This window comes from Pedobacter hiemivivus (assembly GCF_004331685.1).
GTDB classification, from domain to species: domain Bacteria; phylum Bacteroidota; class Bacteroidia; order Sphingobacteriales; family Sphingobacteriaceae; genus Pedobacter; species Pedobacter hiemivivus.
The window spans coordinates 125,726-151,833 of the sequence record NZ_SJSM01000006.1 but is presented as its reverse complement, the minus strand read 5'-3'; the positions used below and the strand labels follow the sequence as shown (position 1 = coordinate 151,833).

The 26,108-nt window shown below is 41.5% G+C and carries 18 protein-coding genes; 16 read left to right on the top strand and 2 right to left on the bottom strand.

Annotation, left to right across the window (positions count from 1 at the left end; translation table 11 throughout):
- Positions 1 to 121: 121 nt before the first annotated feature.
- Positions 122 to 367: a DUF4369 domain-containing protein gene (locus EZ444_RS27865; RefSeq protein ID WP_131609510.1), complete on the top strand. Its 246-nt coding sequence runs from the start codon at positions 122 to 124 to the stop codon at positions 365 to 367.
- On the opposite strand, the gene EZ444_RS12645 is transcribed toward EZ444_RS27865, so the two are convergent.
- Positions 337 to 507, bottom strand: coding sequence for a hypothetical protein (locus EZ444_RS12645; protein ID WP_225874718.1), 171 nt, complete (start codon positions 505 to 507; stop codon positions 337 to 339). The genes EZ444_RS27865 and EZ444_RS12645 overlap by 31 nt on opposite strands.
- Before the next feature lie 129 nt (positions 508 to 636).
- Between EZ444_RS12645 and EZ444_RS12640 the strand changes: the two genes are divergently transcribed.
- The 11 genes from EZ444_RS12640 (at position 637) to EZ444_RS12590 (ending at position 16,924) form a co-directional block, all read left to right on the top strand.
- Positions 637 to 1,218 carry an RNA polymerase sigma factor gene (locus EZ444_RS12640; protein WP_131609346.1) on the top strand — a complete coding sequence of 194 codons (582 nt, stop codon included), beginning with the start codon at positions 637 to 639 and terminating at the stop codon, positions 1,216 to 1,218.
- 129 nt (positions 1,219 to 1,347) lie between these two features.
- Positions 1,348 to 2,523: a FecR family protein gene (locus EZ444_RS12635; protein WP_131609344.1), complete on the top strand. Its 1,176-nt coding sequence runs from the start codon at positions 1,348 to 1,350 to the stop codon at positions 2,521 to 2,523.
- A 186-nt stretch (positions 2,524 to 2,709) separates the two neighbouring features.
- A complete protein-coding gene (locus EZ444_RS12630; RefSeq protein WP_131609342.1) occupies positions 2,710 to 6,171 on the top strand; it encodes a SusC/RagA family TonB-linked outer membrane protein in 3,462 nt (1,153 codons plus the stop codon).
- A gap of 11 nt (positions 6,172 to 6,182) precedes the next feature.
- Positions 6,183 to 7,691, top strand: coding sequence for a RagB/SusD family nutrient uptake outer membrane protein (locus EZ444_RS12625; protein ID WP_131609340.1), 1,509 nt, complete (start codon positions 6,183 to 6,185; stop codon positions 7,689 to 7,691).
- An 8-nt stretch (positions 7,692 to 7,699) separates the two neighbouring features.
- Positions 7,700 to 8,551: a DUF4843 domain-containing protein gene (locus tag EZ444_RS12620; RefSeq protein ID WP_131609338.1), complete on the top strand. Its 852-nt coding sequence runs from the start codon at positions 7,700 to 7,702 to the stop codon at positions 8,549 to 8,551.
- A gap of 22 nt (positions 8,552 to 8,573) precedes the next feature.
- Positions 8,574 to 9,995, top strand: a complete 1,422-nt coding sequence (locus tag EZ444_RS12615) for a PKD-like family lipoprotein (RefSeq protein ID WP_131609336.1) — start codon at positions 8,574 to 8,576, stop codon at positions 9,993 to 9,995.
- Between the two features lie 36 nt (positions 9,996 to 10,031).
- Positions 10,032 to 11,174, top strand: a complete 1,143-nt coding sequence (locus EZ444_RS12610; RefSeq protein ID WP_131609334.1) for a TlpA disulfide reductase family protein — start codon at positions 10,032 to 10,034, stop codon at positions 11,172 to 11,174.
- A gap of 38 nt (positions 11,175 to 11,212) precedes the next feature.
- Positions 11,213 to 13,039, top strand: coding sequence for a protein-disulfide reductase DsbD domain-containing protein (locus EZ444_RS12605; protein WP_165503603.1), 1,827 nt, complete (start codon positions 11,213 to 11,215; stop codon positions 13,037 to 13,039).
- A gap of 20 nt (positions 13,040 to 13,059) precedes the next feature.
- Positions 13,060 to 14,472: an alpha-L-fucosidase gene (locus EZ444_RS12600; protein ID WP_131609331.1), complete on the top strand. Its 1,413-nt coding sequence runs from the start codon at positions 13,060 to 13,062 to the stop codon at positions 14,470 to 14,472.
- A gap of 10 nt (positions 14,473 to 14,482) precedes the next feature.
- On the top strand, positions 14,483 to 16,198 hold the full coding sequence (locus EZ444_RS12595) for a trypsin-like peptidase domain-containing protein (protein WP_131609329.1): 1,716 nt from the start codon (positions 14,483 to 14,485) through the stop codon (positions 16,196 to 16,198).
- 144 nt (positions 16,199 to 16,342) lie between these two features.
- A complete protein-coding gene (locus tag EZ444_RS12590; RefSeq protein WP_131609327.1) occupies positions 16,343 to 16,924 on the top strand; it encodes an RNA polymerase sigma factor in 582 nt (193 codons plus the stop codon).
- A 47-nt stretch (positions 16,925 to 16,971) separates the two neighbouring features.
- On the opposite strand, the gene EZ444_RS12585 is transcribed toward EZ444_RS12590, so the two are convergent.
- A complete protein-coding gene (locus tag EZ444_RS12585; RefSeq protein ID WP_131609325.1) occupies positions 16,972 to 18,015 on the bottom strand; it encodes a Fic family protein in 1,044 nt (347 codons plus the stop codon).
- Between the two features lie 145 nt (positions 18,016 to 18,160).
- Here EZ444_RS12585 and EZ444_RS12580 point away from each other — a divergent pair, with 145 nt between their 5' ends.
- The 4 genes from EZ444_RS12580 to EZ444_RS12565 all read left to right on the top strand — a co-directional run bounded on the left by EZ444_RS12580 (position 18,161) and on the right by EZ444_RS12565 (position 26,010).
- Entirely contained in the window at positions 18,161 to 19,165 is a 1,005-nt protein-coding gene (locus EZ444_RS12580; RefSeq protein WP_131609323.1) for a FecR family protein, read from the top strand.
- Between the two features lie 231 nt (positions 19,166 to 19,396).
- A complete protein-coding gene (locus EZ444_RS12575) occupies positions 19,397 to 22,624 on the top strand; it encodes a TonB-dependent receptor (protein WP_225874717.1) in 3,228 nt (1,075 codons plus the stop codon).
- Positions 22,625 to 22,636: 12 nt separating this feature from the next.
- Positions 22,637 to 24,082, top strand: coding sequence for a RagB/SusD family nutrient uptake outer membrane protein (locus EZ444_RS12570; protein WP_131609319.1), 1,446 nt, complete (start codon positions 22,637 to 22,639; stop codon positions 24,080 to 24,082).
- Between the two features lie 29 nt (positions 24,083 to 24,111).
- The gene (locus EZ444_RS12565; protein WP_225874716.1) at positions 24,112 to 26,010 is read left to right on the top strand and encodes a TlpA disulfide reductase family protein; all 1,899 of its coding nucleotides are present in this window, start codon (positions 24,112 to 24,114) and stop codon (positions 26,008 to 26,010) included.
- Positions 26,011 to 26,108 lie beyond the last annotated feature (98 nt).

Sequence of the window (26,108 nt, the reverse complement as noted above, 5' to 3'; positions counted from 1 at the left end):
AGGATCATGGTGCCGAAATTGCCTTTTGTCGAATAAGAAAGAGTTTTTATTACAAGAAAGCTGGAAACTTTAAAGTGCTTATTAAATTTTGTCCAGCCTAACATAGGCTGAAAATCCTGTCCTGGCCATAGCACAAACATCCAACTTCAGCATTACCGGTAAAATCGGGGACTTAAATAAACCGGCGAAAATCTATCTGGATTACTCTGCTGAAGGTAAGGGTAACTCTGATTCCGCAACCCTGGTAAACGGAACATTTAAATTTACTGGCAACATTTCCGGATATGCCAGCGGAAGAATGACTTTGTCCAGCGAAGGCGTCAGAGATAAAGAAACTTACAGAACTAAAGGCCACAAACCCGCATGATCATGAGTGATGACCAATGTTCCTGCAGATCCTTTAAAGCCAGAGGCAAGGGGAATGCACTTATAATGTTTCGGTAAGTATTCACTAATATGAGGGTCGGCAGATGGAATAATGTAGGCATGTACATTATCGGCCTTCATTTGATTGCGTATTTGCGCTAGTTTTTCCTGATAAGTCATAGTCAGTTTTTCTATGTCTGTTTGTAAATTTATAGAAAATATGGAGAAGAAAGCCTAATTTCGTATCGATCCAATCAGATCAGTTGAGCCATGCCAGTTTATAGTAATTTCAGTGATGAGGAACTAACCGTTTTGTTAAAACAGGAGGATCAGATCGCTTTTACTGAAATTTACAATCGTTACTGGGCGGAGATGTATTATCACACTTTTCGGATGCTTAGGGATGAGGATAGTTCAAAGGATGTTGTTCAGGACGTTTTCAGTACCCTATGGTTAAAATCAGCTTCCCTAAATGTCAGTACTAAATTATCAGGACATCTTTATATTTCTGTAAGAAACAAGGTCTTGAACCTGGTTGCCCAAAATAAGGTCCGAAATGATTATTTAAGCTCGGTAGCGGCTTTTATTACTGAATCAACCAATGATGCATCAGTATTTGATGAACAACAAATATTGGATCTTGTAGAGGCCGAGATTCAAAAGTTACCGCCGAGGATGAAAGAAATCTTCGAATTAAGTCGAAAGGATAACCTCTCCCATAAGGAAATTGCAAAAAAATTAAATATTTCCGATCAGACCGTTAAAAAGCAAGTTCAAAATGCATTGAAAATCATAAAAAATAGACTTCCAATGGTAGAATCTGGGATTTTTGTGCTAATTTTTCTGCGTTAGACCCTAATTGGGTCGAATTTGACGCCTTTCAAAAAATATTTTCATATTGTCTACCCCCAAAGGAACTTTCAGTTGTTCTTTCATTTAAATAGGCCATGTGTAATAAGTCTGCCTTTGTAATAAGAAAGAATGAATAGGGATCAAGCAAAAGAACTCATAGAAAGATATAACGAAGGATTAGCTACCGCCGAAGAACGGTTATGGGTAGAAAACTGGTATCTGGATGAGTCTCTTAAGTATCAACTGTCTGATCAGGAAAGTAATTTCCTGCATTTAAAAGATGAGATTTGGAATGGTACTCTTGAAAAATCGGGAAGGCGCATAAAGCCAAAGGTGCTGCGTTTAAATGTATGGTCCCGCATTGCTGCGGCAGTGGTTCTATTAATTGGATGTGGTCTGGGCTTATATTTTTATAATATAGGACCTAAGCTAAAAGATGGTAATGCAGTGGTAACTGATATTGCACCCGGAGGTAACAATGCTATTCTTACGCTGGCCAATGGAAAGAAAATTGTGTTGAATGATGCTGCTAAAGGAGAAATTTCTAAGCAGTCGGGAATTAGTGTCAGTAAATCTAATGATGGCGAACTGATTTACACCGTCGTTAATGGGGGCGAGGATGTACCAACTGAAAACACGCACAATACAATTTCTACGCCTAAGGGCGGGCAATATACCATCATACTTTCAGATGGGACTAAAGTGATGCTGAACTCGGCTTCCTCCGTAACCTTCCCGACCTCCTTCAAAGAAGGAGATCGGATGGTCGAGTTAAATGGTGAAGCCTATTTTGAAGTAGCTAAGCATAAAAATAAGCGATTCAGGGTAGTTTCGGGTGTACAGACTGTAGAGGTGTTGGGTACCCATTTCAATGTCAATGCTTATGCAGAGGAACGAACCATAAAAACAACATTGCTGGAAGGCGCGGTAAAAGTTTCTACACTTAAAGAATCGGCCTTAATTGAACCTGGAGAGCAGGCGGTGTTGGATAGAGCTGATGCAAATTCTATTGTTAAACGTCGTGTCAATATCAATAAGGAAACCGCATGGATCAATGGTATTTTCTCCTTTGAAGGTGATGATCTGAAATCTGTCATGCGACAGGTTGCCAGATGGTATGATGTCAATGTAATCTACGTAGGGCCAATAAGCGAGGAAAAATATTTTGGAGAAATCTCCAGAAGTAGTAAGCTTTCAGAAGTATTTAACATACTGGAACTCAATAATGTAAATTTTGATGTTGTAGGAAAAACCGTTAAAGTGTCGTATAACCAGCGTCTACAGCAACAAGCCCAAAATCAATAAAATAATCAACTTAATCTTTAATCAACTAAACCAACCACAAATGATAAGAAAGCTACAATAGATCGAGAACCACAAAAGATTTGACTAAAAAACCGGAAGCATCTCACCTCTTCCGGTCAAAAAAAAGTCAGCAGCCAGATGTTGAGACCGGGTTGCTATTTATTCACTTAATTCTATTCCAAAAGTATGAAATTAACTTTTCTTTACAACCCCGTATTTTCTATACGGCAGGTAAAGTACAAATTACTAATAGTGATGAAATTAACTGCTATTTTATTACTGATCGGCACGATGCATTTGTCTGCTGCGAGCTATTCACAAAGTGTTACTGTTTCCAGGAAAAACACTACACTTGAAACCGTTTTCGGAGATATTAAAAAGCAAACAGGATACCTGTTTTTCTATAGTGGAAAGGTAAACCTGAACAGGCAAATACTCAATGTAGAATTGAAGAATGTTCCTTTGGAAGAAGCGCTTAAAGCCTGTCTTACCGACCAGAATTTAACTTTTAATATAGTCGATAAAACCATTGTAGTCCGAAACAAGATGGTTGACAATAATATCGAAATGGCTAATGCCCGGATTGATATCACAGGAAAGGTGATCGACCCTCAAACTCAAACCGGAATTCCGGGGGTAAACATTACCATTAAAGGGAACAAAAGCATAAGGGCCCAGACCAATAGTAAAGGGGAGTTTAAAATCGATGCCCAACCCGGTGATGTACTGGTTTTTACTTATATCGGATTTAAGGAAAAAGAAGTTAAGGTAGGTGATGCCAAGTTTATAACCGTTAGCATGGAAGATCAGGTAAACCTGATGAGTGACGTAATTGTTACCGGCTACCAGACCATAAAGAAGGAAAGTTATACCGGGAATGCTATTGTTATTAAGGGCGAAGATCTGAAAAGAACCAATCCGCAAAATGTACTGAAAGCGATTCAGTCATTTGATCCTTCATTCAGACTGTTGGATAACAACCTCGCAGGATCAGATCCCAATGCAATGCCAAGAATCAATGTGCGTGGTGCTACCGCATTGCCAGGCATGCCTGCTAGTAATGCGAATAGAGATGATGTGCTGGACCGGAACAATTTATCCAGTTCCTTTAACCTTCCTGCTTTTATTTTGGATGGTTTTGAAGTTTCACTCCAAAAAGTAGTTGACTTGGATATCAACCGCATTGCCTCCATTACATTGCTTAAGGATGCTGCAGCAACGGCAGTTTATGGCTCAAGAGCCGCCAATGGTGTAATGGTAATCACCACAAAGGCTCCCGTAGCGGGTAAATTGCAACTGAGCTACAACTATGACCTTACTTTTTCAGGCCCTGATCTTTCGGATTACCAGGTGCTTAATGCGAAAGATAAAATAGCTTACGAACAGCTTGCAGGAATGTATAGTACTGGCGGATCAAGTGGCGATGTACCACAGGATGTGATGGATGCGCAGCTTTTTTCAAGATTAAGAAATGTAGCGAGTGGAATAAATACCTATTGGCTATCACAACCACTCCAAAACAGTTATGCGCAAAAGCACTCGATCAATGCACAAGGGGGCGACGAAAATTTTCGTTATGGTATTGATCTGAGGTATCAGACCCAGCCGGGTGTAATGAAAGGTTCGACAAGAGATCGGTTTAGTGGAGGTATGAATTTTACCTATAATCCTTCTCCAAAGTTGATTTTGCGAAACGACCTTTCCATCAACCAGACAAATGGTGTGAATTCTCCTTATGGCAGTTTTTCTACCTATGCATTAATGAATCCGTATTTTCCAAAGACCGACAGTGCAGGTCGCGTAATTCAGGAGCTCGCAAACTGGCGTGTAAATACCTTCAGGAACCAGGATAATCAGTATGAGAACGTGCGTGTATTTAATCCGCTGTTTGAAGCTGGTCTAAACAATTTTAATAAGGAAGCTTACCTGGAAATTATAGATGCATTTTCTGCTGATTATAAATTATCACCCAGTCTCCGCATCAAAGCATTAGTGAGCTTAAATCAGACCAACTCAAAAAGTGACGCATTTGTTTCTCCTGCCAGCTACCAGTTTTATGACGATGCGACAGATAAGCTGAATAACAGGGGCTCTTATCGCTATACAACAACAAATAGAACCGCCGTTGATGGAACTTTAACCATCAATTATAACAAGCAGATACAAGACAATTCTTTCAATCTTGTATTGGGAGCTAATGTGCTGTCTGCCAAGTCTGACTTTAAATCCGTAGAGGCACAGGGCTTCTCTAACGACCGCTTTACCAATATTGGTTTTGCCCGGATCTATAAAGAGAACTCCGGTCCAGGTGGCGATGTTCTGATCAATAGAACGGCTGGAGCTTTCTTTTCAGGTAACTATTCGTACAAGAACAAATACCTGATGGATGGATCGTTCAGAATGGACGGCTCTTCAGCATTCGGATCAAACAAACGTTTTGCGCCCTTCTGGGCTGCTGGTCTAGGCTGGAATATTCATAATGAAGATTTTCTTAAGGGATCAAACTTAATTAGTCAATTGAGACTAAAGGCCAGTACAGGAACAGTTGGTTCTGTAGGATTTGAACCCTATATGTCCAGATCTATGTATGGGTATTATTCGCAAAACTGGTATTCAACTGGCGTTGGTGCCTATCTACTAGGATATGGTAACAGTAATCTGGAATGGCAGAAAACCACCACTTCTGATGTAGGCCTGGATATCGGATTGTTTAAAGACCGTGTTGTCCTTTCCCCGCGTTATTATTATAAACTGACCAAAGGCCTGATTACCGATATCAGCCTTTCTCCATCGACAGGGTTTACTACTTATAAAGAAAACCTGGGCGATATGGCGAATAAAGGATACGAGATTTACCTTACCGCTAATGCAATTAATGCTTCGGGCTGGAATGTGAACATTACTGGTAATCTGGCTCATAATACCAATAAACTGGTCAAACTTTCGAATTCCTTAAAAGTACTGAATAGCAGGATTGACGATATTCAGAGTAATCCTAACAACAATGAAAATGCGGCAAATGGATTGTTATCTATGCCTTTATTGCGTTACAACGAAGGCCAATCTCTTAATACTATATATGCAGTGAAGTCTTTAGGGATTGATCCTGAAAATGGGAAAGAGATTTACGTGAAAAAGGACGGGACTTTAACGTACGACTATGACATTAAAGACACGCAGCCTGTGGGCGATAGCACACCTAAGTTCGCGGGTAATTTTGGCAGTAACATCAGTTATAAAAATTTTATGGTCAGTTTTAGCTTTTACTACCGCACGGGTGGACAAATCTATAACCAGACATTGGTAGACAGGATTGAAAATGCTGATCCCCGATTTAATGTAGACAGTAGAGCATTGTCGCAAAGGTGGGTTAACTCTGGAGATCCTGCTTTATACAAAAACATCAAAGACCTTTCGTTAACCAGGGCAAGCTCCAGGTTTGTTCAAAAAGAAAACTTGATAGACCTGCAGTCGGTTTACCTATCCTACGACTTTAAAAAGGACCTTGTACGCAAAATTGGGTTCCAAACTTTAAGGACGGCGGTTACGATGAATGATATTTTCAGGGTATCAAGCGTAGAAATAGAGCGGGGTATAGATTCTCCCTTCGCCAGAAGCATCACATTTTCTTTACAGGCCACCTTTTAAAAAATAGCCACATGAAATCATTAAAATTAGCTTATTTATTTACGATCTGCCTGCTGGTTTGTACTTCATGCAAGAAGTTTCTTGATGTACAGCCTGAATCGGATGTAACAAAGGAACAATTGTTTACCACCGAAGAAGGCTTCAAAGAAGCGTTGAACGGAGTTTACACCTATTGTGCCGATCGAGATCTGTATGGGGGGAACCTTACTATTTCCAACCTCGACATTATGGCGCAAAATTATACGCTTACCGACCTTAACCTGCAGAAGATCGCCTCGTTTAAGTATACCGATCAGACCTTGATCAGCAAATATGATCAGATCTGGATAGCCGGTTACAAAGCGATCAGTAATTGTAATGCCATACTCGAAGTAATTGATCAAAAGAAAGCAGTCTTTCAGGATAAAAACTATGAACTAATCAAGGGTGAAGCACTAACGCTTCGCGCTTACCTGCACTTTGACCTCTTAAGGATGTATGCCCCTTCCTACAAAAATAATCCTACGGCTCCTGCAATTCCTTATGTAACGGTAGTTTCCATAAAAAGCACTCCTTTCTCTACTGTAAGCGAGGTATTGGATAAAGCGATTGCCGATTTGGTAGCAGCTAAAACCCTGCTTCGGAATTCCGATCCTATCTTAGAGTCAGGATACATTATCGGTTATCCGGAAAAGGTTTATCCAGAGGGAACACCAGAGGCAAAAAAAGCAACGGAGACCAAAAGTGGATCCCTATTCCTTCAGAACAGAAGACACCGCATGAACTATTATACGGTTTGCGGTGAATTGGCCAGGGTTTATTTGTATAAGAATGACTTGCCAAATAGTTTGCAAAATGCGAAGGAAGTGATAGATGCTAAAAAGTTCCCCTGGACAGAGAATGCAGATTTCAACAATACGAATCCTGAGCGGAGAGATAAAATCTTTTATCCGGAGCTGATCTCGGCTTGGTTTGTTTCACAAGGCAAAGACCAGGTTGATCATTTCGCTGCACTTTTTACAAAAAATGACGCGATGTATGTGCCCTCCATTACGCAAAAAGACCTGATCTATGAGAAAGGTACTGTTGGGGCAGACGACTGGCGTAGGGCGCAATGGTTTCTCGATATCCCCTCATCCAATAACACCGGAAAGGCGCTGCTTCAAAAGTATACAACAAACTCGACTCCGTTAAAAAACCTTCATCCAACGGTAGCACCAGCTTTGCGCTTGTCGGAACTGTATTACATTGCTGCAGAGGCTAGCTTTGACAGTGATCCGATCCATGCCACAGCCTTAGTGGATACCGTACGTAAACATCGTGGTATTGGTACCCCATTGCTTAAAACAATCACCAAGGCTCAATTCATGGACAAGCTTGTTGGCGAGGCTCGCAAAGAGTTTTACGGAGAAAGTCAGATTTTCTTTATGCACAAACGATTGAACCGAGATGTAATCAATACCAATGGACTGATTTACCCTGCCTCGAACAGCATTTTCGTGTCCCCAATACCAGTTGACGAACAAGCTTACAGAAATTAAACATAGAGATGATGAACAAAAACATATTTTACGTTTTTATGCTTGGCATATTACTTTTTGCCTGTAAAAAGAACAATATCACCACTTACGAGTCTGTCGATAATATTTATTTAAATTATTATGATAATACTGGTGTTTTCGATACTTCGGCAGTCAGCTATTCCTTCTCTACAAGTCCGGGATTAGCCAAAGATACCATTTGGGTGCCTGTTGTTGTATCAGGAAAGCGAGTGAACCACGACAGACAGTTTATTTTATCCATTGTTGATACGGCTACTACCGCAGAAAAGGATAAGCATTATGAGCCACTGAAACCTTTTTACATCATGCCGGCGGATTCGGGGAAAATAAAGGTCCCAGTGATCATCAAAAACATCGATCAGGATTTAACCAGCAAATCTGTAGCCTTAACCTTTCGTTTGATCGGAAATGCTGATTTTAAGGAGGATCTCCCAGTTAAACTTCGAACAAAAAAACTGATTTACTCGAACAGACTGGAAAAACCATCTTGGTGGATGTACTGGCAGGGACAACTTGGCGAATACAGTCGGGTAACGCATCAGTTGTTTCTGATCTCGGGCGGAAAAGACCTGGTGAATCCTACATTGCCCAACGCATACCTTGAAATACCCAGAACACTGTACTATCTGGAAAATGTAAGGCTATTTGTTAAAGATCCATTCACTTGGGTGACCAGAAATCCGCAGAAAGGCTACGTACTTACAAAAAGGACAGAAGGAATCGACGATTATGATTTCTACAATACGGCATCTCCTGAAATCAAATTTTATGTAAAGTTCTTTCCCCAGGTAAATGGCTATTTCTTCATGAACGAAGCCGGGAAACAGATCATCATGTAGTTAACGCATTAAAAATAAAATCATGAAATTAAAATATATATATCTATTGGCGTTCATAGCCCTGTGCTATACTTCCTGTAAAAAGGATTTAGGGAACTATACTTATTCGCCTCCTTCAGAACCGATTGTAGAGGGGGTTAAGGATGTTAATTTCCCGGCGATTACCGGTGATACACTGATCATTAAACCTAAAGTTAGTCTCGAAGGAGCAGACCCACTAAAAGACCTTAATTTCGAATGGCGCATACTTGTACTGGAGGAACTTAAGGAGATTGTTTATACTGGATATCCGTTAAAAATGCTTTATGGACTCGGTCCAGGTGAAAGGTCTGGTACACTGATTGTCACCGATAAAAGAAATGGACTGATTTACAAGCTCAAGTTTAAGGTAACTGGAACCACACAATTCTCTAAAGGAACGGTAGTATTGAGCAGTGACGCCGGCCTCGCTAAATTGTCATTCGTGAAACCAGACAATACCGTATTGTCAAACATTTATCAGGGCCTCAACAACGAGTCTTTGTCGGCTAATCCGGTACAGTTGTATTATTCAAAGCCATTGCCATATCAGCTCTTGAGCAAAGAAGAATACTGGGTATTAGGTAATGATGCTGCGAAAGGTAGCACCATTGTTGATGCCAATACTTTGCTTTACAAAGACAATTTCAGGTCACAGTTCTTTTTACCGCCCCCAGTAATTTCTCCTGGATATATAGAGCCACTTATGGGTACCATATCAAATGGAGTAATTAACAATAAATTATACATCGGTATCCAGAGTACAGCACCATTTGCACCGGATTATGGAAAATTTGCCAATGAGCAGAGCGGCGATTACCAACTGTCCAACTACTTTACACACGGGAGCTCATTTTATTTCGGTTTTGACAATAAGGCTAAGGCATTTGTGATTTTCGGTGGAGATGGGAGCTATCTTGGTACAACCTATCTGGTTAAAGAGACAACTGTTTTCAATCCCAAAGCGATTGGTATGCAGAACCTGATCTTTATGAAAGCCGGGGAGTCGGGTACTTCTTATGCTTATTTCAGAGAGGCAGATGGTAATACTTATGAATTGATGTTTAGTTATAAGCTTACCGGAACCGATAAGGAAATCATTCCCGGACATAAGCGCCTGTTTAAAGGTTCATCATCGGTAAATGCGGATTCAAAATGGGTACGTAACAACTTGAATGTATTTTACTTCTCATCGAATGATAAAATATGGAGGTATAACCCCGTAAATGAAAGTTTAACCGAATTGGTCGCAAACTTTGGCGGTAAAAAAGTAACCATGCTAAAGATTAGCGAAGATGGCAATACACTAACCACGGGTACTAATGGTTTTGTATATATGCTCGATGTCACGGTGGGTAAAGACGGGAACATTACAAAAACAATAAGCGGCATTCCCGGCGATCCAGTTGATGTAGTAGTCAGATAACAAAATCAGATTTGAATAATTAGACAGATAACACTAATGAAAATTAAACTATTGATAATTGCTGTCATAGCACCTTTTTTGGGCATGGCACAAACACCTAATTTTACGATTACTGGTAAAATAGGAAACCTTAATGCACCTGCAAAGATGTATATTGATTATAACTCAGAAGAAGAAGGGAAATTAGATTCCGCAACGCTTGTAAATGGGGCGTTTAAATTTACCGGGAATATAGCGGGGATTGCTAATTCAAGAATGACGCTTTCCCGTGAAGGCATCCGCGACAAAGAGATCTACGGAACCAAAGGCTTAGGAGATGTGGTTTATGTCAACTTTGGCAAAGAAAAGATACAGATCAATTCGGCAGACTCGCTCTACAATGCAAAATGGACTGGTTCCAAAGTCTATAACGAAATGCTGGCTTTTGATCAACAAGTTGGCCCTACAGTAATGACTGTACATCACAATGCCAATGTTGCTATCAACAGGGCGAATCCTGAGCAGCAAAAAGATACAGCTTATTTCAAGACGCTGGATAAGCAAGTGCAGGCATTGAGAATTTCACGCGGACAAAAAATGTTGCTGTTCGCAAAAAATAATCCTAATTCTTACTTTGCGTTGCAAGCATTGTCAGAATCTGTAAGTGGATACGGTGTGAAGCCAGATATTGTATTGCCTTTGTTTAATAAACTAAGTGAGCCATTACGCTTGTCGTATACCGGCCAGGGACTATACAAACTATTAAATGGACACATTGTCACTGCCATAGGCGTTAATGCACCCAATTTTACACAGCAGGATGTCAACGGCAAATCCGTTTCATTAGCTGACTTTAAAGGCAAATATGTGCTGATAGAATTTTGGGCCAGCTGGTGTTCCCCATGTCGTGCGGAAAGTCCGAATTTGCTGAAGCAGTATGCTTCATTTAAAGACAAAGGATTCGAAATCCTGGGTGTATCCGTAGATAGCGACAAAGCTAAATGGTTGGAAGCAATCAAAAAAGACGGACTAACATGGCCACAAATCTCTGACCTCAAAGGCTGGGATAATGAAGCCCGCAAGGTCTATGGTATCTCAGGCGTTCCTGCAAATTTCCTGGTCAACCCTGAAGGCAAGATCATCGGTTCCCACCTGATGGGTGAGGCCCTGAATAAAAAATTAGCTGAATTGATGAACTAATGAAGAAACTATTCACGATCGCGTTGGTGTTGCTGACGATGCAGCAGGCGTTTGCTAAGGAGAAAATTCTGCTAAAGGTATTGTACGTAGGTTACAAGCCCGAGAAACCAATGCCAGCTGATGTGGTCTATTATAGTACCTCCGCCACTGTGGTCGCCAAAATGTACCAGACTCGAATGGCGGATTTCAAAGCTTTTTTAGAGAGCCACTTTCAGGAAGTCAAAACTGTGGATGTACGCGACTACACTGCAGAGATGTCTAATGGAGTGGATGTCACGATCATGGATGCTGGCCCGGTAAAACTGCCAGCTGATTTCAGTCGTCCGATGATCCTAATGCATGCTATGGCACCCAACGTTGGGTTGCCTATAGGCCTTAAGTTCGATTGGTACTGCCAGTGCCTGGATGATGAAGCCCTCAACATCAAAACCACACATGCCATCTTCAATGCTCCTAACAAAGTTAAATTGACGATGCAGAACAAACCCACTCCGGGTTCATTTTTCAACGGACACCAAGGTGCGAAAACGCCAAAAAGCATGCCGATGTGGCAAGTGGTAAAAGGAGATCTTCCCGCAGGTCAAAAATACCTGATCGGCATGGTCTCGCATGGTGAAGGGTTTGAAGACTCTCCGGATGCGGAGGTGATTTCAGGGGGTGTATGCCTGAAAAATGCCGAAGCAGTAGCACTGGGCAGGCAAGGAAATTACTTCATGTGGGGCTTCTCAGGATCTCCAGATTACATGACCAATGAGGCGAAAGATGTATTTGTAAACACTGTTTGTTATATAAAAAAATACGATCATAAGCCCGCCATCGTCAAAAAAGTGCAGATCGAAACCCGTACCAGCATAGATGAAAAAATCTATCGGATAAGCAGAGCGCTGTATGACAAAGCAATCGTGTCCCGGAAGGTAGGAAACGAAAGGCTGCTTAAACTACAAAAAGAACTCAGAGATAAAAAGGATGCCGGAGAAGATATTGGTAAAGGTAATGAGCAATTTCTTAAAATGCCGGTTACCAATGCAATGGAAAGCTTTGAAGACTACCTGAAGACGCAAGCGGGTGACGCGCTATTTGCGAAGTTCGGCACCAATACCGCACTATATCACCAATACTTCCGAGAAAACTATGAGTATTTCTATCCTGCCAATGCCTATGCTTTACAATTGGATGCGGATGCAGCTCAAATGAAGAAATCCAATCGCAAGCCAGCCATACTGGAACATTGCATTACAATGTTGGAAAGAAAGCAGGATGAAGCAATGGCAAGACGCGTACTCTTGCGTTATACTAACGAAAGCTTTGCCACAGCGGCAGAATGGAGAAATTGGTTTAATACCAATAAACAAAAGCTTTTCTTTACCGAGGCTGCTGGGTTTAAATTTATCGTGAACACCTTTGGTCAATCCGGGCAGCAAAACAAAAGTGCATCAGTAAGTCTCACTGAGAAAACTTCGGCCCAAATTACCGGGTCTACAATTGAAGACCCGGTAGCAGTTTCGGCGAAACTGGTTTACGGACAAAATACCAACACCGCAAGGCTTTATATCGATGCAGCCATCTTAAAAGGCTGGCATACCTATGCGCTTCTTCCTGATGATAGCCCCTTCATACCCGTAAAAGTACTTCTGGAACTGCCAGAAGGCGTAAGCATTAAAGGGGAGTGGCAATCTTCTCCATCCGTTCCGTTTCCCGGATATGAAGGCGTATTTATCTTTGACGACAAGGCTACGTTTTCCATAGAATTGAGTCTTGTAAATGTAAAGCCAGGCTCGGCAATCAGCTGCGGCATGTCTTACCAGACTTGTGACGAAAATAAGTGCTTCCCGCCCGGCAAAAAAATGGTTGACATCAAAATCTAAATTTTCAGTGAACACACAATATGAAATGTAAACTCTTAGTTGTTGTCGCATTCCTATGCGCTTTTGGCGGTGCTCCTTCTATAAATGGTGCCTTCGCGCAAAGCAGTATGGATCAGCGCCCACTTCAACAGTTGCAACAAGCTTTTGTCGACCTTGGATTCGGGATGTTTATCCATTACAACATCCCTACCTATATGAACGATGATTGGGCGGATCCAGATGCATCTCCCGAAATCTTTAACCCTAAAAAACTTAATACAGATCAATGGGCTAAAGCCGCTAAATCCGCAAATATGTCTTATGGTTGTTTAACAACCAAACACCATAGCGGATTTGCTATATGGGATACTAAAACGACAGATTATAATGTGATGAACAGTCCCTTGAAACGGGATGTGGTTAAAGAATACGTAACTTCTTTTCGTAAAGCAGGATTGAAGGTGATGTTGTATTATTCTATTTTAGATACACACCATAAACTTCGTCCAGGCCAAATTAGCCCGGCACATATCAAAATGGTCAAAGACCAACTCACCGAGTTGCTGACTAATTATGGTGAAATCTCTGCTTTGGTTATTGATGGATGGGACGCACCATGGTCCAGAATTTCCTACGATGATGTCCCTTTTGAAGAGATTTACAATTTAATAAAGTCCATACAGCCAAACTGTTTGGTGATGGATTTAAATGCGGCCAAATACCCGACTGAAGCTTTGTTTTACACCGATATTAAATCGTATGAGCAAGGTGCCGGTCAGCACATCTCTAAAGAGCACAATAAATTACCTGCCCTGGCGTGTTTACCCCTACAGGAAAACTGGTTTTGGAAAACATCTTTTCCAATCACAGCAGTCAAGTCTCCTGAGAAAATGATAAATGAAAATGCTGTTCCTTACAACCAGGTTTATTGCAATTTCATCCTCAACGTGGCCCCTAACCGTGATGGTTTAATTGACGACAATGCCCTTGTTGCATTGCGTGAAATGGGTAAACTATATAAACCAATCGGCGGATTTCCTAAATTTCCTGCGGCAGAAGCACCTGTTATTTCGTCGAATCTGGCCAAAAGAAAGCCGGCCAACGGAAGCTGGAGCTGGGACATGTCCATCATGGACTTTGCTGTTGATGATGATTTCAGCTCTAACTGGACCTCGCACCCGACAGTTAAAAACCCTTGGTTTGAGGTCGACCTTATCAAAGAAACGGCCTTTAACGCGATTGTAATTACCCAGGCAAAATCTGATCAGGTATCCTATACTATCGAGTATTTTGCTAACAGTTCATGGCATCCTTTAGCCGAAGGGAAAAGCAAATCGAGAATCTTAATACACCGTTTCGGCCGTATCTGGGGGAATAAGGTGAGGATTAAATATCTGTCGTTTGATAGCGTTCCTTCGATTGCGGAATTCGGAGTATTCAACGAGAGAAGGTAAAACCTGTAATATGACAAAATTTCTTATTTGTATTGCTACACTGTTCCTAATCACAGGAACAGGTAGCAATGCCTATGCACAAAAATTCAATCCCGACCGTTTAACGATTACCATGCAAAAAGCCATTCAAAAGGCATCTGCGGCAAGTGTCAGGATGTGGGGTTATGATATAGAAAAGCAAATCCGGACCGGTGGACAATTCAGTGGCGTTGTTGTCAGCGCAAGCGGGCATATCCTTACGGCTGCACACGTAAACAAGCCTGGTGCTACCTACAAAGTTATGTTCCCGGATGGATCGGAGCATATTGCCCGGGGCTTGGGCGAAATCGAGCTGGAAGGCAATACCTCGGTTCCCGACGTGGCGATGATGAAGATCATCGAGCAAGGGACATGGCCCTATGCAGAGATGGGCTGGTCGTCGAGCCTGAAAAAACACGAACCCTGTATCAGTATAGCCTATCCTGAGAGTCTTAACCAATCCCTGCCTATGGTACGCTTTGGCTATGTGGCTGAAGTACTAAATAAACACGGCTTCATTACCTCCACCTGTATCATGGAACCGGGAGATTCCGGAGGTCCGCTGTTCGATTACCATGGCCGATTAATCGGTCTGCATAGCGCAATTGATGTTGGCGAGCAGGATAACTTTGAGGTCCCGGTTGATCTTTACCGAAAATACTGGACCGCATTAAATAAAACAGAAACTTATAAAGCATTTCCCGCTTTGGAAGATGAGATTGGCATAGATCCAATCGCTGCGGAGCTTACAGGATTACCGGGACTGGAAACACCGGAGATCAGTTTCGGGAAAAATGCAGCTAAACTCCAGGGGACTGTCTGTCTGCTCAAAAGCCTGCTGGATGGTAAATTGCAAACAATACAGGCCACGCTGATTCAAGCTGACGGTTCTCCTTTAAACAATAAACTTAAAAACCGCAGCCTTTTAGTCAGCAAAAGTTCTTTGGTTGGACAAAATCCAGTCATTGAGCTTGATGGAAAAGAAGTTGCCGCCACAGTTATTGCCCGGGACAGAAATAATGATCTGGTTTTGCTTTCCACTGCTGTTAAACTTAAAGGAGGTATAAAATTGTCGGCACTAAATTCCGATACTTTGACACTTAACCAGTTGGGGGAATTTTTAATCTCGCCGCAATCCAATAATACTTATAAAATTAGTGTCATCGGTAGCGCTGCATTTGAATTGCCTAAAATGAGCAGTGCAGGGTACCTGGGTGCTGGAATTGGATTTAACGAAGGTAAACTAACCATAACCGGCATAAACCCTGGTTCACCTGCCAGCAAAGCTGACTTGCAGCCTGGAGATCATATTGCTGGTATTGATAAAATAAACATCATCCAGCCATTTGATTTTATCAGTGCTTACCAGAAATATTGGCCGGGGGATAAAATCGCCCTTAAAATAACTCGTAAAAATAGTGAGCCCTTAAAAGATACCATCCTGATCAGGGAAGTTACCCTGGGAACAATGCCTCAAATCAGTTTTAACCATCCTGCGGAGAATTTTGCAGGAGGGAAAAGTTTCAGGCGTGATGGGTTCAGTAAGGTATTCTCACATGATGCCATCTTGAGGCCAGAGCAGTGCGGGGGGCCTGTATTTGACGCGAAAGGACATTTCTATGGAATAAATATTGCCCGTTACAGTAGAGTAAGCGGCCTTGTGATGCCCACAGCACTTATTCTGCAGTTAGTTAAGGCATACAATTAAAAATTATTTTTTTCTTCCTATGTCCGGCAATTGCCCCCTTCAATTTAATCCCTCATTTTCTTAATCGTGTTAAAATTTTGTAACTTTCCCATTAATAATCGAAAGATTGAGATTCTGAGATAAAATCTACTAAATTTGTAGAACATGAGGTTGTCTGTCGGTAGGGAAATAGAATTATTAGAAAAACTTAAACTACAAGATCCAAAAGCATTTTCGCAGTTGTACAACTTGTATGTAAAGAAGATCTATGCCTATGCCTTGGGAATTCTTAAATCTCCTGCACTTGCTGAAGACATCACTCAAGATACTTTTGTTAAATTATGGGAACATGCCGCCAGCATTCAAACAGACCGCTCTGTTCAGGCTTTCCTTTTTACCATTGCCAGAAACCTGTCGCTAAATGTAATTAAACGAGCATCAAGGGAAACCTGGATTTCGGATGAACTATTTACACATGCCATACATCAATCTGAAGATGGTTTGCAATATACCGAGCGAAAACAAACAGGTGAGTTCATTAGTTTGGCGGTAAATCAGCTTCCACCTAAGCGGAAGGCCATTTATGAACTTTGCAGAGAGGATGGTTATTCCTATAAACAGGCTGCGGAGAAATTAGGCATTAAAGACAGTACTGTAAACAGTCAAATGGTAAAGGCACTTAAAACGATTAAAGATTTTATGGTTCGTAATGGGGCCTTGCTATTCATTTTGTTTTATCCCCATTAGCTTCCCTGATTAGTTTAGAACTATTGGGGATAGCCATCTAAAAGAATTTATCGAGTATAGAAGGTTCCTTTGCCTACTCCATGTTTTTGAAGTTGTTTTTGTAATGCCAAATTTTCCAAGTGCTTTTTGATCGTATTCCTATTAGCCCCGGTAATTGTAACAATATTACTAATAGTTACTTGTCCCCTGGATTTTACCAGTTCTAAAATATCTACAGATAATTGTGGAAGTTGCCCCAAGAGTAAGTATTCTTTCTCGAGTTTTATCTCCAATCTTTGTTTTTGCTTCAATAAGGCTTTCAAGAAAAACAATACCCAAGGTTGCCAATCAGGAGCGTCATTTTCCAATGTTCCCTGAGTTTGCCTAAGTGCCAGATAATATCCTTCTTTGCTATGTTCAATGATTGATTCAAGTGAACTATATGGCACATATGCATATCCTGTGGATAACAATAAATAAGTAGTCAGTACCCTTGAAAGTCTTCCATTGCCATCTTGAAACGGGTGTATGGCTAAAAATTCTACAACAAAAATAGCCGTAACCAATATTGGATGTAATGATTTATTAGCCAGAGTTTCATTTGTCCATTCCACCAAATGTTGCATTCTTAATGGTGTATCAAAAGGACTCGCTGTAACAAAAATAACCCCAACACTTTTACCACCGGAATTAAACGCCTCTACCTGATTACTATGTTTTTTATATTCACCACGATGACGAGAGTCTTTATCACTATATCTCAGTAAATCTCTGTGAAACTGACGTATATAATTTTCAGTAAGAGGGATTTCCTGGTAATTCTCAAAAACGGTACTCATTACTGCTGCGTAACCCGCAACTTCCTGTTCGTCACGATTTTCAAATTTTTGAATTTGTAAATTAGAGAGTAGCATTTCTACTTGCCTGTCATTTAACTTACTACCTTCTATGCGGGTTGAGGATCCTATACTTTCGATAGTAGCGACTCTTCTTAAAGAGGTTAGTTGTTCAGGTGCGAGATTACCCAATACCTTCCACGTACCTTTAAATTCATCTATGCCCGAAATAATGCTTAAAATTTCAGGTGTTATCGTAAGTGAGTTGATCTTCATTATCCAAAAATATACCCAAATATACCCATAAAAACATATATACTATCTAAAGTGACAGTCCTCTTCAAAAAAAGAATATTTATTTTCAATTGGAGTAAATGTACCCTGCCTGTTAATTGTAATATAATAAACAGGCAAAGAAAAATTGGAAAATCAGGTCAAAGAATTATTTATAAATTTCATTTTAAACCGCTGTAGTCTTGCTGAAATAAAGCAGGTCGAGGCTTTTGTTAAAGCTGGTGGTTATGAAGAAGAGTGGCGCCAGGCATTGGAAGCTACAGAACAGGAATTTGCCAATTCGGCGCATCCAAATCTGAATATAGATGAAGCTAAGCTTTTTGAGAAAATAAATCAAGCTATTGAGGATAAATTACCGGTAAAAAAACATTGGAATTGGACATGGATAGCTGCGGCAGCAGTGTTGGTATTGGTAGCAAGCATTGGTGTGTTACAATTAAGGTCAGGTGTTGAACAAAGAGATTTGGCCGGAATAAAAAAGACGAGTCAGGCACCGAAAAAAAATGAGGCCCATAAATGGGTTAAACTACCTGACGGAAGTTCTGTGCAATTAAATCAGGGTAGCTATCTGGAGTATGCCGACACTTTTGAAGGGAAGGCCCTACGGGAAGTTCGCCTAATAGGAGAAGCGTATTTCGATATTAAGCATGATGCCAGGCATCCCTTTGTAATCCATACCGGAAAAATTAAAACTACTGTATTGGGCACTGCCTTTAACATTAGCGCTTATGATGCCAATAATGCGGTAACTGTAACGGTAACACGCGGAAAAGTTAAGGTAGAGAACGGAAAGAAAATGCTGGCCGTTTTAACCCCAGACCAGCAATTGGCATGGAATACCAAATTACCCGATCCAGTAAAAATGAAAGTCAATGCTGCTGAGGTTGTGGAGTGGAAAAAACATGATCTGATCATGGACGATATAACCTTAGGCGAAGCTGCAGAAATGATAGCAGAGCGTTATGGTGTGAAAATTCAGTTTAACAATGAGAAAGTGAAATCGTGTCGCTTTACGGCAGCCTTTCTCAATAGAAATGACATTACTCAGGTGTTGAGTGTGGTAGGGGATATTACAGGGGCAACACTCAAACTACAGAATAATACGGTTACGATCGACGGGCCGGGATGTTAAATAATAAAAAAACCTAAACAACCAGAAATGAACAACAAGGCATCACCATAATATTTACACGCCAAACCAAAAGAAGCAAACCCCGGTTGCACCCGGAGTTTGCGGATGGTTTCAATTCTCGTATCAGTTCAAACTAAAACCAACGCAATGTATTACAATTCTACTCGTTTTGCAAGCCGGTGTGTCCCGGCATTTTACGCTCCGTTTAATTTTAAAAAATTAAGATTTTTTATGAAAGTAAACGCGATCCTCTTATTGGTTATTATTTTTACCGTTGGCAGTTTAACGGCCTCCCCAGGTTCTGCTCAGACACTTTCCGACGTGAAAGTCTCCATCGACATCAACAGGGGGACACTTCGTAGTGCTTTTTCTCAGATAGAAAAACAAACCGACTTTAGGTTTGCTTACCGGAATGAGCTGATTTCCTCTGTTAAGGACGTCACCCTTAACGGAGAAAGCCGATCCGTAAAAAGCACATTGGATGAGTTGTTAAAAGGGACGGGCTTAAATTATAAACAGGTCAACAATAGTGTCATTATTTTTAAAGACGCGCCTGCCAAGGCTCAGGATATAACGATCAATGGTGTTGTGAAGGATGAAAATAACCTTCCATTGCCGGGTGTGTCTGTTAAAGTAAAGGGAACAAACACCGGGGTTACTACAGACGGTGAGGGTAAATACATTATAAGAGTCGCTAATGAAAATGTGATACTTGTTTTTAGCTATATCGGGTATGTTACGGCAGAGGCCCCGGTAAAAAACGGGCGCATGACGAATGTTTCTTTAAGGCCTGATGTGGGTACGCTTGATGATGTGGTTGTCATCGGTTATGGAACTACAACAAAAAGAAACAATACCGGATCGGTAAGTTCCATTACGGCCAAAAGCATTGCAAATCAACCGGTAGCAGATCCACTTGCAGCATTACAAGGGAGAGTCGCAGGTTTAGATATTTCTGCAGTAACAGGATATCCTGGTTCTGGATATAATGTGCGTCTGCGCGGACAGAATTCCATATCCTCCGGTAATTCGCCATTATATATTGTGGATGGAATACCATTTATTTCAGAAAGTTTAAGCCAGTTTACTGGAGCAAATGGAACACAAAGTCCCTTGAGTAGTATCAATCCCTCAGATATAGAGCGAATTGATGTATTAAAAGATGCGGATGCGACCTCTATTTATGGATCAAGGGGTGCAAACGGTGTGATCTTAATTACGACAAAAAAAGGTAGATCTGGAAAGGCAGAAGTAAACATGAATGTATACCAGGGATTCGCGCAGGTGAATCATAAAGTTGACATGCTCAATACTGCGCAATATCTGGAATTAAGACGCGAAGCCTTTAAAAATGATGCAGTCACCCCAACTGAATTACAGGCTCCCGATCTGCTGACCTGGAGTCCGGATCTTGACCAGAACTGGCAGGAAAAATTATTTGGAAAATCTGCAGGTCTGACCGAAGCACAGCTAAGTTTAAGCGGAGGAACTGAACAGACTAATTTTCTGGTTAGTGGCGCATTTCGCAACGAGAAATCGGTATTGCCCGGCAATACCGGTTATACAAGAGGATCATTGAATTCTTCACTGAATTACAATTCGCAGAACAATAAATTCAGAATGACCAGCTCGATAAAATATGTGATTGACGAAAACAATTCGGCAATAACAGATCTGGCAGGCTCGTTCAATCTGGCTCCTAATATGCCGATATACGACGAAAAAGGCAATTATTACTGGTTTAACACTGTTGAGCAGAACCCAATGGCTTTGCTCGAACGCACAAATGTGACCAATACCAATAACCTGTTTGTCAACACATCATTGGCCTATACCATTATCAATGGGCTAAATGCAAAATTAAGTACTGGATATAACCGTTTGGAAACGAAACAAGTGCAGACGCTGCCTAAAATCAGTTTCAATCCCACTACCTATAGCGGAAGTGTCGGGAACTACGGAAATGGCTCATTCAACTCCTATATCCTGGAGCCTCAGCTGGATTATTCCGTTCAATTGGGTAAAGGCAATCTTTCTGCCTTGGCCGGGGGAACTTTTCAGCACAGCATTACCGAAGCACAATCATTGGTCGGCGGAGGCTATGTGAGCGATGAACAATTAGAAAATATCAAAGCAGCACCGGTAGTCACACCTCGTACCTATACCTACACCAAATACAGATATGCTTCTTTCTTCGGGCGTTTAACTTATAATTTTGATGAAAAATACATCATCAACGGTACATTCCGTCGTGATGGTTCTTCCAGGTTTGGACCTGGAAAACGATTTGGTAATTTTGGATCCGTTGGTGCAGCATGGCTCATCAGCAACGAATCTTTTGTGAAAGATCAGCTAAAATTCTTATCCTTTGCTAAATTGAGGACAAGTTATGGAACAGTAGGTAATGATCAGATCGGAAGCTATCAGTTCTTAGACAGCTGGTCCTCAACTTCACTTTCTTATGGAGGTTCTGCGGGTATTTATCCAAGTCGTTTCCCTAATCCCGATTACAGTTGGGAAGTCAATAAGAAACTTGAGTTCGGAATAGACTTAGGATTTGTTCAGGATCGGTTTATGCTGACGGCGAACTTCTACCGCGGCCGTTCAGGTAATCAGTTGGTTGGTTACCCATTGTCTCCGCAATCCGGATTTCCAGAATATACAGCGAATTTACCTGCAGTGGTGCAGAATCAGGGTTTCGAGTTCGAAATCACTTCAACCAATGTGCGTGGCGGAAACTTTACCTGGAATACTTCCGCGAATCTGACCATCGCCAGAAATAAATTGATAGCGTATCCAAATCTGGCTACAACGGTAAATTCAAACAGATATGTGATCGGACAGCCACTTACCATTGTGAAAGGTTATGATTTTACTGGCATAGATCCCGCCACAGGTGTACCATTATTCAGAGATGTGAATGGAGATGGGCTATTTACGGATAGGATAGATATGGTCGTGATGGGCAATACCATGCCGAAGTTTTACGGCGGATTATCGAATAGTCTGACATACAAAAAAATTAGTCTCGACTTCTTTTTTCAGTTTGCTAAACAAGAGGGACCGGGGCTTAACTATGGTAACCAGGCTTCCTCTAATGGACTTTTGAAAAACAAAGATCTGAGCGCATTAGACAGATGGCAGAGCGCGGGTCAGGAGGCTTCCATTCCGGGGGCCAGCGCAACTTCAGCGAAGCCTATTTTTAATGCCTCTCAAAACTTATACAGGTTTTCAAATGCCAATTGGGTAGATGCTTCGTTTATCCGATTGAAAAATGTTTCCCTGAAATACAACCTTACAGATGTGATAAAGAATTCGAAATTTAAGAACCTGAGTGTATATGTTCAGGCTCAGAATCTGTTTACCATCACCTCATACGATGGATTTGATCCAGAAACAAAGGGTTATGCGTTACCACCATTAAGCGTTTATACTGCAGGTTTACAATTGGCATTTTAAAAAAAAGAAATTATGAAAATATTATATTCTGTTCTGTGTATTGTGATTTTAAGCACACTGGTTTCCTGTAATAAATTTGTAGATATTGATGATCCAAAAGATCAACTAATTAGTAAACTAGTCTTTGTAAATGATGCATCTGCTACAGCTGCGGTAATGGGGATTTACAGTGATATGAACGGGTTCAACTATCAGTTTGCTAATGTAGTCACTACATTTATGTGTGCCATGGCTGCCGATGAATTTACCTATGCTTCTGCATCAGCACCTTTTGATGAATTTAAGAACAATTCCGTTTCTGCAGGAAATCAGTATGTCAAAGTCATGTGGGAACAACCCTATAGTTTTATTTATCGTGCAAATCTGGCTATAGAAGGTGTATCAGCATCTACCACACTAACACCCGAAGTTAAAAATCAATTGCTTGGTGAAGCCTTGTTTGTAAGGGCCTTTTGCCATTTTTACCTCCTAAACTTTTTCGGTGATGTACCATTGATCCTGGATTCCGATGTGCTTAAAAATACGAATCTGCCGAGAACACCAAAGGCTGAGGTATATGCCGCCATCATTAAGGATTTGACTGAAGCAAAAAAAGTATTGGTTCTTGCTTATCCGGGAAATAAGGAGCGTATACGCCCAAATAAAACGGCCGCAACGCTGTTGCTGGCCAGGACTTATCTGTACAGCGGGAACTATCCGCTGGCGGAGCAGGAAGCCGCTGAGGTCATCAGCACCACGGGCTATGCCATCCTTAATCATCCTGATCCCAATAGTCTGTCACACATGACCAAGGCTTTTCTGAAAAATAGCGCTGAAGCAGTATGGCAACTGCAGGCTATTAATACCAGCACTGGAAGAAATACCTGGGAAGGCAATACACTCTTATCTACCGGTGCACCTTTTTATCGACTGAATAAAGGAGCTGGTAGCTTAATAGAAGCATTCGGAACAAATGACCTGAGGAAAACGAATTGGATTGGCGAATATCCAACAACAGCCGTTCCTCCGGTGATCCATTACTACCCGGCTAAATACAAAGTGAGAGTGGGGGCTGTTAATTTACCTACTGAATATTCCATGGTACTTAGGTTTGCTGAAGCCTTTCTGATCCGTGCAGAAGCCCGTGCGCAACAGCTAAATTTCTCCGGAATGAAGGACGATTTGGATGTGATACGCCAGAGAGCGGGCTTAAATCCGCTACCAATAACAGCAGATTTGGCTGTAGCCATGGCGCAGGTGGAAAATGAAAGAAGACTTGAGCTGTTCACCGAGTGGGGGCATCGCTGGTTTGATTTAAAGCGTTGGAAAAGCATTACCGGCGACCCAACTAAAACCAGGGCAGATGACGTATTGAGTCTGACGAAAACAGCATGGAAATCAACTGCCATTCTTTTCCCGATCCCATCTTCAGCTTTAAACAGTAATAACAGTTTGGTCCCAAATCCGGGCTATAACTAATTCGCATCTTTATGTTAAAACACATGCTCATGAGCTGCCTCCTTGTACTTGCAATTTTGCAAGTACAAGCACAGGCGGTACAAATTACCCCCGAAAAGCCACAACGAGGAGAAAAGGTGACCATCACTTATCATCCTGGAATCGCGGGTGCTGCAATCGGCAAAGATGCCAGCAGCATCCTCATCAACTTTACTTATTCTACATTTTACGATCAGCCCTGGAAGTTACCAATGACCAAACAGGGCGACAAATGGATCGCGTCTTTTGTTTTACAGCGCTACGCTACCTTTGCTTCCTTTTATCTGCAGAGCGGTGAAATCATCGATAAGCCTGCGGCCGATCGGCACTATTCTATTGCCGTATATAATGGTAATAAGCGGGTAGGAGATGGGTTTTTACATGAATCCTATAGCCTTGGGGTTCAGATGTCCAAATCTCCGAAATTGTCTGCTTTGCAACTGGCACTGCTAAAAAAAGAACTGACCAACTATCCCGATAATTACGAAGCCAAAGTACGTGAGCAAAGCGTACTGATGACCCTGGCAAAAACGCCAGAGGAAAAGATGAAACATCGGCTGGAGGCCAGAAAAATCATCGCGGCAAAGTTTGAAGAAAACCCCACCTTCGGCGGTAACCTCAACAAAGTGACCATGGGTTATCTGATTATTGGAGAAAATTATAGGTTGGACTCGATCCGTAAGGTTGTTTCCAAGCGTTTTCCCGAATCAGACCTGGCAAAAGACTATCTGATCTCCGCTATTTCCAAAGAAAAGAATGAAGCTAAAAAAGTGGCCCAGCTCGAAGCATTACTAAAAAAAGATAAGGAGTCAGGTGAAAATTCGACAGAAATCCACCGGATCCTTTTTGAGCATTATGTCAGGCTCAAGGATGAGGCGAAAGCCGTTTATCATGCCCGTAAAAGCATGGGGGCGCCAGAGCCCTATACACCTCAGAAACTAAAAACAATTGCTGAAAAATTGACTGCGGAAAAACTCGCCGCTGATACTGCACTTGCTTATGCCGAAGCATCTTTAAAGATTGCTGAGCAGTGGCCGATAGGTGTCATCAGGTATTTTCCCGAGTACGGTCATATTTTGCCTTTTGTGGCCGATAGTGTGCGGACCAAGACGATTGCTGAAGCAAAATCAAGCCTTAATGCCATCATCGCCCTGAATAAGTTTTACCTGGGAAATAAAGAGGAAGCGATGAAGCTTGTGGTTAAAGCCGAAGGCAATGGTGCGAATAAAGAAAGCCTGATGAACATAGCGCTGCTTTATGAACTAGCCGGGAGCTCTGAAAAAGCTTTTGAGGCCATTTGGATGGTGTTATTAAAAGATCCCTCGGATACTGCTGCCATTAAATCCGCTAAAACTAATTTTCTAAAGTTCAATCCTTCTGAGACCGAATTCAATGCAAAACTCAAGAAGCTGGAAGAACTAAAATTAGCTCAGCTAAAAGCATCCCTGAAAAAGCAGTTGATGAACAAGCCTGGGCCGGAGCTAACTGGTTTAACCGATCTTAAAGGTAAGCCGGTTACCAAAGAAATGATGCAAGGTAAAATCGTGGTCCTTGATTTCTGGGCCACCTGGTGTGTGCCCTGTATGCAGGAAATGCCCTATCTGCAGAAAGTGTACGACAAGTATAAAAACAACTCCCAATTGATGTTTATGGTTGTAAATAGTGGGGCGAAAAATACGATAAAAGATGCTATTGGCTGGGAGGCTAAGAACCCGCAGTATACTTTTCCATTGTATTTTAACAATGACCCTGATATAGGAGAGAAAGTTGGCTTTGCGCTTATTCCCACAATTGCAGTGATAGATCATCAAGGGAAAATGCAATTCCGTACTATTGGTTTTGAAGGCGCAGAGCTGGAGCATAAGTTGGCTGTACAGATTGATATCTTGCTTGAACAGGCTAAGCAATAGTTTCGATTAATCTTTGCAATTTAATCGTATATTGGAAGAGATAACCCTCCTTCCCATATACGATTGATGAAATACTTTTGCAAGCTTTATTTCACGAT

What these genes read in the sequence shown, in the direction of transcription:
- EZ444_RS12645 (WP_225874718.1), bottom strand. Translation starts at nt 507, where the DNA reads ATGAAGGCCGATAATGTACATGCCTACATTATTCCATCTGCCGACCCT.
- EZ444_RS12640 (WP_131609346.1), top strand. Translation starts at nt 637, where the DNA reads ATGCCAGTTTATAGTAATTTCAGTGATGAGGAACTAACCGTTTTGTTA.
- EZ444_RS12635 (WP_131609344.1), top strand. Translation starts at nt 1,348, where the DNA reads ATGAATAGGGATCAAGCAAAAGAACTCATAGAAAGATATAACGAAGGA.
- EZ444_RS12630 (WP_131609342.1), top strand. Translation starts at nt 2,710, where the DNA reads ATGAAATTAACTTTTCTTTACAACCCCGTATTTTCTATACGGCAGGTA.
- EZ444_RS12625 (WP_131609340.1), top strand. Translation starts at nt 6,183, where the DNA reads ATGAAATCATTAAAATTAGCTTATTTATTTACGATCTGCCTGCTGGTT.
- EZ444_RS12620 (WP_131609338.1), top strand. Translation starts at nt 7,700, where the DNA reads ATGATGAACAAAAACATATTTTACGTTTTTATGCTTGGCATATTACTT.
- EZ444_RS12615 (WP_131609336.1), top strand. Translation starts at nt 8,574, where the DNA reads ATGAAATTAAAATATATATATCTATTGGCGTTCATAGCCCTGTGCTAT.
- EZ444_RS12610 (WP_131609334.1), top strand. Translation starts at nt 10,032, where the DNA reads ATGAAAATTAAACTATTGATAATTGCTGTCATAGCACCTTTTTTGGGC.
- EZ444_RS12605 (WP_165503603.1), top strand. Translation starts at nt 11,213, where the DNA reads ATGCAGCAGGCGTTTGCTAAGGAGAAAATTCTGCTAAAGGTATTGTAC.
- EZ444_RS12600 (WP_131609331.1), top strand. Translation starts at nt 13,060, where the DNA reads ATGAAATGTAAACTCTTAGTTGTTGTCGCATTCCTATGCGCTTTTGGC.
- EZ444_RS12595 (WP_131609329.1), top strand. Translation starts at nt 14,483, where the DNA reads ATGACAAAATTTCTTATTTGTATTGCTACACTGTTCCTAATCACAGGA.
- EZ444_RS12590 (WP_131609327.1), top strand. Translation starts at nt 16,343, where the DNA reads ATGAGGTTGTCTGTCGGTAGGGAAATAGAATTATTAGAAAAACTTAAA.
- EZ444_RS12585 (WP_131609325.1), bottom strand. Translation starts at nt 18,015, where the DNA reads ATGAAGATCAACTCACTTACGATAACACCTGAAATTTTAAGCATTATT.
- EZ444_RS12575 (WP_225874717.1), top strand. Translation starts at nt 19,397, where the DNA reads ATGAAAGTAAACGCGATCCTCTTATTGGTTATTATTTTTACCGTTGGC.
- EZ444_RS12570 (WP_131609319.1), top strand. Translation starts at nt 22,637, where the DNA reads ATGAAAATATTATATTCTGTTCTGTGTATTGTGATTTTAAGCACACTG.
- EZ444_RS12565 (WP_225874716.1), top strand. Translation starts at nt 24,112, where the DNA reads ATGAGCTGCCTCCTTGTACTTGCAATTTTGCAAGTACAAGCACAGGCG.